Here is a 10296-nt window from a genome sequence, read left to right as displayed (position 1 = left end):
GTACGAACCAAAGCAAAATTGGCTGGATTAAGTCCGATAGAATACCGAACTCAATCCAGCCAATCAGCTGCATAATAAAAACTCTAACTTTTAGGGGTCGCCACCCTTGGGTAAATTCTGGGGGCATACGTTTAGTTTTTATCTGGCTCTGGCCCCGGCCCCCTTTTTTTAAAAAAGTGATATTTTATCAATTAAGGGACTATGTTGGAGCAAAGACTTACATCCTTAGACCTTTTTGGCGGTGAAAAATTTTGTGAAAATATATGGTCCTGCTGCAAATCCGAGGGTTAATTGCCATGCACCTATTCCTTGTAAATTATAGTCCTGGACTAACTTCATCTTTTCACCCATACTTCTGACATCTTCAAACCATACTTCATGCGTTTGTCCCTGATCGTCTCTATATTGAAAAAATGGTGTTGCAACTTCTTCGGAATATTGAATCGGTGACTGATGCCTCATAGCAGTATTTATGGCCCTCTGGTTGGATATAGCGGATGCTACTATACCCGGCTCATACGGTATTTTCCAATCATAGCCGTATAGTGGCACTCCGAGAATAATTTTGCTCCGTTGTACATTGTTGATTGCAAATTCAATAGTATTTTGAACTTCAGTGATTGGCGCTACTGGTCCTGGCCCACTTCCTGCATAGTGCCAATCATATGCCATAATAAACATAATATCTACAACAGCCCCAATTCCTCCGTAATCATACCCTTCTAACCAAGGGATATTATCGCTAGTTTTTGCAGGAACAGCGATTGTTAACGCATAGCCTTCTGGACTAAGACGCTCCCCTAATTGACGCAAAAATCCTGTAAAAAGATCCCGATCTTGAGCACCGACACGTTCAAAATCAATATTCACACCACCATACCCTTTTCTTGTTACCAAATAATGGATATTATTGATAAGGTTTGTTCTTGATATAGGATTATTTAGGACTTGATGAGCAAGTTCAGTACTGAAGCCTTTCGGGACTAAATTAGTAATCGTCGCTAGTGGTGTAACTCTATTTCTCCAAGTTTCTTCAATTGCAACTAAGTCATTTAAATCGTTAGTAATATCCCCATTTGGAGCAAATTGGTAGTCAAAGATTGAAATGTATGTGGAATAGGGCGCGAAATTATTAATTAACATACGATCTCGTTCAGGACTTCGAAGAACATAATAACTCAATGAACTAATATATTTTGCTATATTGGGGATCGTTATTTGCATTCCGGGCTGTAGTACATTGGGATTAATTGTGGGATTGGCCTCACGTAATTGCTCTAATGGCACAATTGCTTTTCTTGCTATACTCGTTAGTGAATCTCCGGGTTGAACAGTATATACATAAAGCGGTATAAGCAGAGCTTGGCCTGGAACTATATTTGTTATTTCTAAACCATTGACACTGCGCAGTTGTTCTACTGAAGTACGGTACTTGCCACTGATGGAAAATAAAGAATCTCCGGGTTGAACGGTATGAATAAACAAATTGAAGCCTCCTAATCAGTCATCTTTTTGCGAAAAAACAATTAATAAATGGTATTCACTTCCTTGCCAATATATACGCTTGGTAGTAACCCAGTAACCCGATTGTTTTTTAAGTTGTCTCTAACAAAAAGCTGTAAAACAGTTCTTCATTACAGTTTGCTATTGACTTTTATTTTTTGTGTCGCTATTATATACATATTTTTCAAAAAAGAAGGGAATGTTAGTGATAAGGAGGGGTATGATCTTCAACTACTACTTTTTTTACTTAAACAAAAGCTTATTTGCCAACAATACAATATAAAATTGGAGGGATACTTATGACGATAAGAGCCGACCAAGTTTTAGATGCAAAAGGACTTGCTTGTCCAATGCCGATTGTAAGAACTAAAAAGGCCGTTAACGAACTGGAACCCGGTCAGGTCATTGAAATCCAGGCGACGGATAAAGGATCCAAAGCTGATCTTGAGGCTTGGGCCAAAAGTAGCGGACATCAGTACCTGGGGACAACTGAGGATGGGGAAGTATTAAAGCATTATCTTCGTAAAGCCGGTTCAGAAGAGGTGAACGAAGAGAAGAAATATCCTCACGTCATTCAAAATGATGAATTGCAGCAAAAGTTGGAAGCCAGGGAAGAGATCGTGATCCTGGATGTTCGTGAACAAGCGGAATACAGCTTCGGACACATTCCCACTGCCATCTCCATCCCACTGGGCGAACTGGAAGAGCAGATGGATAAACTGGATAAAGATAGTGAAGTATACGTGGTGTGCCGCTCCGGTAACCGAAGTGACTTGGCATGCAAGATGCTTGAAGAAAAAGGTTTTTCAAATGTGAAAAATGTTGTTCAAGGCATGGTTGAATGGTCCAATCCGATTGAAAGGAACAATTAAATTGGGAGGAATATGAAATGGCAAAAAAGGTAGCGATTATTTCAAGCAATGGCAGTTTATTTGATGCTTACAAAGTGTTTAATGTCGCAACCGCGGCTGCGGCAAGTGATGCGGAAGTGGGTATTTTCTTTACATTTGAAGGATTGAATCTAATTCATAAAGAAGGGCACAAACAGCTCCCTATTCCTGAGGGACGCGAGCATTTCCAGGAAGGCTTTAAAAAGCAAAATGTTCCGCCTATTCCTGATCTTGTTGAGATGGCACGTGAAATGGGTGTGAAGTTGATCGCTTGTCAGATGACAATGGATGTCATGGAATTGGAAAAGGATGCGTTTGTTGATGGAATTGAAGTAGCAGGTGCCGCAAGTTTCATTCATTATGCTTCTGATGCTGATATTACATTGACGTTCTAAATATCCAATGCACAGGAAGATTCCAAATTAAAAAGACAAAAAGAGGGAGAGGAATTTTTGAAATGAATACAGATAAAATTCTAGATGCAAAAGGACTTGCTTGTCCAATGCCAATCGTTCGAACAAAAAAGGCGATCAATGAGTTGGAATCAGGTCAGGTGTTGGAAAACATAATATACGAGGGGGAGAAAATATGCTAAAAAGGCTATTTCCGGCGTTGAACTGGATGTCAGACTACAAAAAGTCGGATTTAAGCGGAGACCTTTCGGCTGGGATTATCGTAGCTGTCATGCTTATACCTCAAGGAATGGCGTATGCAATGCTGGCTGGACTTCCTCCTGTTATTGGGTTATATGCGTCAACAATACCTCTGATCATTTATGCATTATTTGGGACGTCGCGCCAACTGGCTGTCGGGCCGGTTGCAATGGTTTCCTTGTTAGTTTTGGCTGGAGTTTCCACTCTTGCTGAACCTGGTACAGAAGAATATATATCATTGGCATTGCTGTTAATGTTGATGATTGGGTTGATTCAGTTTTTAATGGGATTGTTTCGACTCGGTTTCATGGTTAACTTTCTTTCTCATGCGGTAATAAGCGCATTTACAAGTGCAGCCGCAATTATCATTGGATTCAGTCAACTGAAGGGTTTATTGGGCATTAGTATTGAAGCGGAAAATGTATTATTAGTCATATGGGAAGTAATAAACAAACTAACAGAAGTCCATATACCTACTTTTGTTATTGGAATAGGAAGCATCCTGCTCCTAGTTGGCTTAAAAAAAGCAGCACCTAAAATACCAGGTCCGCTTGTCGTAGTTGGATTGAGCATTGTAGTCGCCGCCGCTTTTCACATGGATAGCCATGGAGTGAGAATTGTGGGAGAAGTGCCAAAAGGTCTACCCACTTTTTCAATGCCTGCATTTAACATTGATTCAATCATGGCGCTGCTTCCGATTGCTTTGACGATTTCATTTATTGGCTTCATGGAGTCCATAGCAATGGCCAAGGCAATTGCGGTAAAAGAAAAGTATAAAGTTGTCCCGAACAGAGAACTGGTTGGTTTGGGATTGGCGAATGTGGCTGGTTCATTCTTTTCCGCCTACCCGGTGACGGGTGGTTTTTCACGGTCTGCTGTAAACTATCAGGCTGGAGCAAGGACACCGCTCGCTTCGATTATTACTGCCGTTTTAATCATATTAACACTATTATTTTTCACAGGATTTTTCTATTATCTTCCAAATGCCGTATTGGCGGCCATAATAATAGTAGCGGTCATTAATTTGATTGATGTGAAAGAACCGCGGTATTTATTTAAAATCCAGAAAACGGACGGTTGGACATGGGTCATTACATTTATTGCCACTTTAGCCATTGGTATTGAGCAAGGAATTTTGTTTGGATTAGCATTTTCTTTAGTCGTTTTTATCGGAAGAAGCGCATATCCACACGTAGCGGAACTAGGTTATTTGCGGAAAGAAAATGTTTTCCGGAACATCAAACGATACCCTGAGGCCGATGTACACCCTGAGGTGCTTATTTTCAGGGTTGATTCACCGCTTTATTTTGCAAATATGACATTTCTTGAAAACAAACTATGTGAGGCAGTGGGGGAAAGGCCTCAAACAAAATGGATTGTTCTTGATTTTTCCGGTGTAAACACGATAGATGCTGTTGCAATACACGCCCTTGAGGAAATATTGAAATCGTGCGGCAAAGGGGAAATCCGGTTTAAGATTGCAGCAATTAAAGGTCCGGTCATGGATTTAATGAAAAAAGCCCAATGGGATGAAAAATTTGGTGATCATATAAAATATTTATCAATTGAACAAGCTATGGCAGATATTGAGGGAGAGGGGTAAGTTTGATGGAAAAACAAGAACTGCAAAAAAAAAATGCAGAGTTTATCCGCAAAATAAAAGAGCGCGATCCACTCTATTTCAATAAACTTAAAGAAGGCCAAAAGCCGGAATTTCTCGTTTTATCTTGCAGCGACTCCCGTGTCAGCCCGTCAATCATTACCGAAATGCCCCTTGGATACATGTTTGTGCATCGAAATATCGCTAACCAAGTTGCTGTTGAGGATGAAAGTTTCTCCGCAAGTCTTTATTACGCTTTAAAGTATTTGGAGGTAAAGGAAATAATTGTGAAAGGACACACGGATTGTGGTGGAATCAAAGCAGCCTGGTCAGATAACGATGATGAAGAATTACAAACTTGGCTATCCAAGATACGGAAAGATTTGCCGCAGAAAGATGTGTCAAAAGACATGACTATAGATGAATTAACAAAGATTAATGTGTTAAAACAAGTGGATAACCTAAAAAAACACCCAATTTTTAAAACCTATGGGAAAGGCGTTGGAGTAAGAGGCTGTTTATTCCATGTTGAATCAGGAGAATTGGAAAGTTTAGTTTAAACTCTTGACTATATACCCATATGGGTATATCATTCAATTAGGATAAGGAATATGTATTTTTTTTAATAATTAATATCCCCTGGGGTGTATATGGAGAGTGAGATGAGAAATGGAAACTAAAAAGACAAACATTATTTTATTTAGCGGAGATTATGACAAAGCGATGGCAGCCTTCATCATTGCTAATGGTGCAGCGGCCTATGATATTAAAATAAGAAACAGAAGGACATTCTCCTTTTTAGAAATTTGGTCAATAATCAAAGACCAACTAAAAGGCGGAATGTCCTTTTTTATTTGGTAATCAGATATACTTCTGTCGTCAATTTCTTTGTATAGTAATCCTGTTTAAGATACTCGACTTGTTCATTAAGTTTTTCCGTATTTATGGGAAAGACCCATTTACCAAATGATGAAAATAGTGTATTCTTGTCCATAGTTGATATCCTTTACGTTGGATTTGGACAGGAACCACCTGACCTCCCCATTGTAAAGGATTTTTTGTTGTCTAAACTGGTAATTATTGAATATTGTTAGTATTTTGAATTACTGTTTTTAATTAATGCAACGCTAGTGTATTGCTGTAAAAAATTGATTTCTTTACAGCCTCAATTATTGTTGTTATTATGAATGTTAGTGACTACTTACAAAAAAATTTTTGTGGGTGTAAGTTACCACTAACATTCACTATAGAGGGAGGAAATGCATGAATATGTTAAAAAGGCTTGCTAGTTTATTAGAAAGTTTTCCAATAAAGTCAATATTTATTACAGTTATCGTTGTCACTCTGTTAGTAAGTGGGGTCAGAAATGTATTTATAGCTACAGGAAATGATACATTGGTGAAGAGTAATACAGACGTATATCAGGATAACTTAATGTTAGAAGAAGAGTTTGGAGGAGAATCCGTCATTGTGCTATATGAATCGGATCATTTATTAACGCCCGAAAACTTAGCTCATATGAAAGGGCTTGAGAATGCTTTACACACGAGTGATTCTATTTATAGTATTTTAAGCCCTGTCACGCTTGTGGAAGAAATGGCAAATAAACAAGGCGAAAAATTTCAAGAAGGTATTGAAGAAGTAATTAAGGGTCTAGATACGATGGGAAGTAAATTAATTGAGATTGGTACAGAGATGAGTGAAAACGCTCAAAATAATCAGAAGATTGGATTTCCTAAACAAGAAGGCTTAGAAATGCCCAATCTCGGGGGTGCGGAACTTCCTGAATTCGAAAGAACTAACCCGCCCATATTTGATAGTCCAGAGCTTCCTGAATTAGGTGAGATACAGCTTCCTGATATAGAAGGACAACTAGCCGAGTTAAATAAGGGATTTGCTCAATTGATTGGTGCCCAGGAAAATTTAGGTGATGGTACACAAAATTTAGTTAATGGATATGCCCAATTTGGTACCAAAACAAGGGAATTAGGAGAAAGCTTGGGTGCTTCGTATCCAAGGGAGTTTAATGTTTCAACAGCTTGTGTGGCAAAAGCACAATATGGTCCGCGACAATAAGCAATGATTTTTTTATTTTTTGGAAGAGAAGAAATATGTTCTTCCAAGTCTAGAACAGGCATCGATAGTGCTCCCGTAATATGTTGGCTTTTATATTCATCTTCTGGTCTAACATCGATTAGAACAGCCTCACCATTTTGTATTTCTTCCAACATATCTTTAAGTTGCACTATTTTAATCTTTTCATTTCTTTCTATATAGTCTTTTCTTACGTGTGTAATATCGCTAAACTGCATTTCAGCTAAATTTTTAACTGAACGCAAAAGTTTGACTACGTTATCATCTGCTAAAGAGTAGTAGACAAAGTTTTTGTCCTTGCTAAATTTAACTAATTTAGCTTCTAGCAGTGACTGAAGATGTTTTGACGTATTGGCTACAGACATTTTTGCTTCTTTAGATAATCGCTCCACTGTTTTGGGTCCTTGAGATAAATAATCTAATAACTCAAAGCGCTTTGGACTAGAGAGAGCTTTACTAATTCGAGTGAATTGACTGTATACAAGGTCTTTAAATTCTCTAGACTCCAAATCATCACCTCTAATCTATTCAACTAATTGATTGAATAGTTGAATTGTACAATATATAATTTGATTTGTAAAGTGGTTCGCTAAATTGAAGAATACAGGTGATAAAAATTAGATATATTTTATTATTCACAAAGAGGAGAAAAAAATGAGGTATAGAGTGTCTGATTTACCTAATCAGGGAATGTGGAGTAATTTATTTGACCAAATTTTCATGTTGCAAACATTGGAATTAACGACCGACATTGAAAACTACTTCGATATTAGTTGTGGATATGGAACATTAACAAGCCAAATGAAAAAATCGGTTCCTAAACGTTGTAAGGAACCGATTTTTTCTATACTTTTGCTTAACGTTGTAAATCCGCATTTTCCTGACGGTACCCCATTCAGTAAATTATTCTCATTACCAGAATTAATAAGGCTTATAAAATTTTTAATAATTTCCTTTTGGATTAATTCTAACTCGCTCGAAGTATCTTTTTGAAATACAGCACTCATATCAGGAAAACTTAATACAACAAACTGGAAATAACTACTTGAAAATAGGCCTGAAATTAATCTGTTTAACTTGAGGATAAAGTCTGTTTCTTTATTTACTATCTTTTTAACATCATTTAATAACTGGAGCATCTTCGGATGTACTAAATTGTAAACTAACTCTTCTTTGGATTTAAAGTGGAGATAAAGAGTACCTTTAGCTATGTCAACAGCTTTCGCAACTTCATCCATGGTGAAATTAATGTATCCTTGTTTTTTAATTATTTCTTCAGCTTTCTCCAGGATTAACTTGTGCCTATTATTAAATTTCTCTTGCCTTCTATTCATAATGCACCCCTAGAATGACTTTCGAGTCATTTTTGACTTCCAAGTCATTTTAGAGTTCTTTAATAATTTTGTCAATCGAATTTTCATAGGAAAAGTAGAGGGATATTTTATCGAGGACTGTTTATAAGGTTATAATTATAAATAAAAGATTATTTATTATTTTTAAATCATTGTCCTTTATTTTTGGACGGTTATTTTTTTATGGAAAATTTAAGCCAAATTGGACTTGGTTTTGTCTAATAGATGTAAGGCACAAAATGAGAGGGTGAATGGTGATTATTCGCTTAGTAAAAAAAGCTCAAAAAGGAAATGACAGAGCCTTTTTGAAGCTGTTTCAACAATATGAAGAAGAGATTTATCGAATGGCTTTCGTCTATGTCAAAAACAAAGAAGATGCGTTAGATGTAGTGCAAGAAGTAGCATATCATTCATTTAAAAAGATAGATACATTGAACGAACCACAATTTTTAAAAACATGGCTCATTAGAATCACGATTAATTGTGCAATCAACACCGTCAATAAAAATAAGAAGGTCATTCAATTGGATCCTAACTTTGAAGAATTTCACGACTTAGAAGATGAGGACATTCCTCTTTCTCTATCTATCCAAGACATGATTGATTCATTGGAAGAGGATGAGAAAAGCGTCGTACTGTTAAGGTATTATCAAGATCATACGTTTAAAGAAATTGCAGAGGTGTTGGACATACCATTAGGAACAGCGAAATCGATACTTTACCGTGCGTTAAATAAGCTTCGCAAAGAGTATAAGGAGGTCGATAGTTGTGAGTGATAAGATTAAACTTGAGTTAGAGAAAATAGAAATTCCAAAAGAGCTGCATAATCGCGCAAAACTTGGTGTCATGCAGGCAAAGTCAGAAAAACCAAAAAGTAAATTGAAAAAGTTAATGTTCCCAGTAGTCGCTTCGTTAACCTTGATGTTTTCGGCTGGGGTTGGAGCAGCATATATACCTAGCCTTAATAATTTACTGGCTAACGTTAGTCCAGAAATTGCGTTAATGCTTCAGCCCATTGACAGTAAGAGCGGTATTAGTGAAAGTAACGGTATAAAAATGGAAGTAGTTGCCGCAATGAATGATGATGAAATGGCAGTCATCTATGTTACTATGCAAGATTTAATCGGTGATAGGATTGATGAAACGCTTGATCTTTATGATTATTCTTTTACTGGAGCTCACATGAATACTAGTCAACTCGTAGATTATGATGAAACATCGAATACCGCTACACTACGGATTCAGGCAAATGGTGGGGAAGAATTGGATGGTAGTAAAGTGAACTTTCGTATTGACTCCTTCCTGAGCGATAAACAAACACATGAGGTAGAAGTAGAAGCTGATCTCGCGGAGATAATAAATAATCCACCCAAAATAATTCCACTAGATATGAACAACACATCAGGTGGGGGAGGGGTTTTGTTAGAACAATTAGAGGCACAAAAAGTAATCCAGGTATTAAAACCGAGCGAAACCAATATTCAGCTACCGGGAGTTGACTTTATAAATATTACTAATATAGGCTTCATTGACGATCGTCTTCATATTCAAGTGGAGTGGACAGGGAATGATATAGATGCCCATGGATATTTTTATTTCGTTGATGAGCTGGGTAATGAGATATATTCTTCTTCCGTTAATTTTGGATTAGATGGTTCAGGTAAAACTAATTACGGGAATGAATACACAGAGTATATTTTTGAAAAGAATAGTATGGACGTTGACGAACAGGAACTTCTGGGGCATTTTGTATCAAACGGAAATCATATAGAAGGCGACTGGAACACGACCTTTAGATTGCAGTCAGTTGGAGAGAAATTAACCTATGATTTCAAGAAAGATTTCGGCACATGGACATCAAACAGTGTGTCTATTTCACCACTAGGTGTAACACTATATGGAAGCAGTAAATTCAATGAGTCCACCCAATTGGAAGTGGATGTAATAATGAACGATGGCTCTGTTCAAACACTGGATTTCATGACTGGTTTTATTGAAAATGAAGAGGTTATCGTTAAATTTCTCTCACCTTTACCTTTAGATCTTTCGAAGGTTAAATCGATAAACATTGATGATACGGAAATAGACCTTTAAAACTCTAGAGGCTGGGACATAACTAGCCGAAAACAGTAATTAAAAAGGATCCAAGCAATCAAAACTTTGCTAGGATCCTTTTTTGAGTCAAATTTATCATTATCGGTCTT

General features: G+C 37.1%; 10 protein-coding genes and 2 pseudogenes. 8 read left to right on the top strand and 4 right to left on the bottom strand.

The window, feature by feature from the left end; translation table 11 throughout:
• Nucleotides 1–225 precede the first annotated feature (225 nt).
• Nucleotides 226–1485, bottom strand: coding sequence for a glycoside hydrolase family 18 protein (locus tag ACFSBH_RS13405; RefSeq protein WP_126430603.1), 1260 nt, complete (start codon nucleotides 1483–1485; stop codon nucleotides 226–228).
• A 317-nt stretch (nucleotides 1486–1802) separates the two neighbouring features.
• Between ACFSBH_RS13405 and ACFSBH_RS13400 the strand changes: the two genes are divergently transcribed.
• The 6 genes and pseudogenes from ACFSBH_RS13400 to ACFSBH_RS13375 form a co-directional block, all read left to right on the top strand.
• On the top strand, nucleotides 1803–2375 hold the full coding sequence (locus ACFSBH_RS13400) for a sulfurtransferase TusA family protein (protein ID WP_379597993.1): 573 nt from the start codon (nucleotides 1803–1805) through the stop codon (nucleotides 2373–2375).
• A gap of 17 nt (nucleotides 2376–2392) precedes the next feature.
• On the top strand, nucleotides 2393–2788 hold the full coding sequence (locus ACFSBH_RS13395; protein ID WP_126430605.1) for a DsrE/DsrF/DrsH-like family protein: 396 nt from the start codon (nucleotides 2393–2395) through the stop codon (nucleotides 2786–2788).
• 62 nt (nucleotides 2789–2850) lie between these two features.
• Nucleotides 2851–2955, top strand: a pseudogene (locus ACFSBH_RS13390) (sulfurtransferase TusA family protein); the annotation flags it as partial.
• 26 nt (nucleotides 2956–2981) lie between these two features.
• A complete protein-coding gene (locus ACFSBH_RS13385) occupies nucleotides 2982–4649 on the top strand; it encodes a SulP family inorganic anion transporter (protein ID WP_379597991.1) in 1668 nt (555 codons plus the stop codon).
• Nucleotides 4650–4654: 5 nt separating this feature from the next.
• Nucleotides 4655–5206 (top strand): carbonic anhydrase, encoded by a 552-nt coding sequence (locus ACFSBH_RS13380; protein ID WP_126430608.1) that lies wholly within the window; start codon nucleotides 4655–4657, stop codon nucleotides 5204–5206.
• A 109-nt stretch (nucleotides 5207–5315) separates the two neighbouring features.
• A pseudogene (locus ACFSBH_RS13375) lies at nucleotides 5316–5438 on the top strand (DsrE/DsrF/DrsH-like family protein); the annotation flags it as partial.
• A 58-nt stretch (nucleotides 5439–5496) separates the two neighbouring features.
• On the opposite strand, the gene ACFSBH_RS13370 reads toward ACFSBH_RS13375, so the two are convergent.
• From ACFSBH_RS13370 to ACFSBH_RS13360, 3 genes are all read right to left on the bottom strand, one after another.
• Nucleotides 5497–5640, bottom strand: a complete 144-nt coding sequence (locus ACFSBH_RS13370) for a hypothetical protein (protein WP_379597989.1) — start codon at nucleotides 5638–5640, stop codon at nucleotides 5497–5499.
• Nucleotides 5641–6544: 904 nt separating this feature from the next.
• Nucleotides 6545–7249, bottom strand: a complete 705-nt coding sequence (locus tag ACFSBH_RS13365) for an ArsR/SmtB family transcription factor (RefSeq protein ID WP_379597987.1) — start codon at nucleotides 7247–7249, stop codon at nucleotides 6545–6547.
• A gap of 249 nt (nucleotides 7250–7498) precedes the next feature.
• On the bottom strand, nucleotides 7499–8074 hold the full coding sequence (locus ACFSBH_RS13360; protein WP_379597985.1) for a TetR/AcrR family transcriptional regulator: 576 nt from the start codon (nucleotides 8072–8074) through the stop codon (nucleotides 7499–7501).
• A gap of 269 nt (nucleotides 8075–8343) precedes the next feature.
• On the opposite strand from ACFSBH_RS13360, the gene ACFSBH_RS13355 reads away from it, so the two are divergent.
• Both ACFSBH_RS13355 and ACFSBH_RS13350 read left to right on the top strand, forming a co-directional pair.
• On the top strand, nucleotides 8344–8868 hold the full coding sequence (locus ACFSBH_RS13355; RefSeq protein WP_379597983.1) for a sigma-70 family RNA polymerase sigma factor: 525 nt from the start codon (nucleotides 8344–8346) through the stop codon (nucleotides 8866–8868).
• A complete protein-coding gene (locus tag ACFSBH_RS13350; RefSeq protein WP_379597981.1) occupies nucleotides 8861–10186 on the top strand; it encodes a hypothetical protein in 1326 nt (441 codons plus the stop codon). Before ACFSBH_RS13355 ends, ACFSBH_RS13350 begins: the two co-directional genes overlap by 8 nt.
• The last annotated feature ends 110 nt before the right edge of the window (nucleotides 10187–10296 follow it).

It is taken from the genome of Oceanobacillus luteolus (assembly GCF_042678205.1).
In the GTDB taxonomy this organism is placed as follows: Bacteria; Bacillota; Bacilli; order Bacillales; family Amphibacillaceae; genus Oceanobacillus; species Oceanobacillus luteolus.
The sequence above is the reverse complement of the archived record's forward strand: the minus strand, read 5'-3'. Positions and strand labels throughout refer to the sequence as shown.

Excerpts from the sequence above, each read along its gene's own strand:
- ACFSBH_RS13400 (WP_379597993.1), top strand. The coding sequence starts at position 1,803 with ATGACGATAAGAGCCGACCAAGTTTTAGATGCAAAAGGACTTGCTTGT.
- ACFSBH_RS13395 (WP_126430605.1), top strand. The coding sequence starts at position 2,393 with ATGGCAAAAAAGGTAGCGATTATTTCAAGCAATGGCAGTTTATTTGAT.
- ACFSBH_RS13385 (WP_379597991.1), top strand. The coding sequence starts at position 2,982 with ATGCTAAAAAGGCTATTTCCGGCGTTGAACTGGATGTCAGACTACAAA.
- ACFSBH_RS13380 (WP_126430608.1), top strand. The coding sequence starts at position 4,655 with ATGGAAAAACAAGAACTGCAAAAAAAAAATGCAGAGTTTATCCGCAAA.
- ACFSBH_RS13370 (WP_379597989.1), bottom strand. The coding sequence starts at position 5,640 with ATGGACAAGAATACACTATTTTCATCATTTGGTAAATGGGTCTTTCCC.
- ACFSBH_RS13360 (WP_379597985.1), bottom strand. The coding sequence starts at position 8,074 with ATGAATAGAAGGCAAGAGAAATTTAATAATAGGCACAAGTTAATCCTG.
- ACFSBH_RS13355 (WP_379597983.1), top strand. The coding sequence starts at position 8,344 with ATGGTGATTATTCGCTTAGTAAAAAAAGCTCAAAAAGGAAATGACAGA.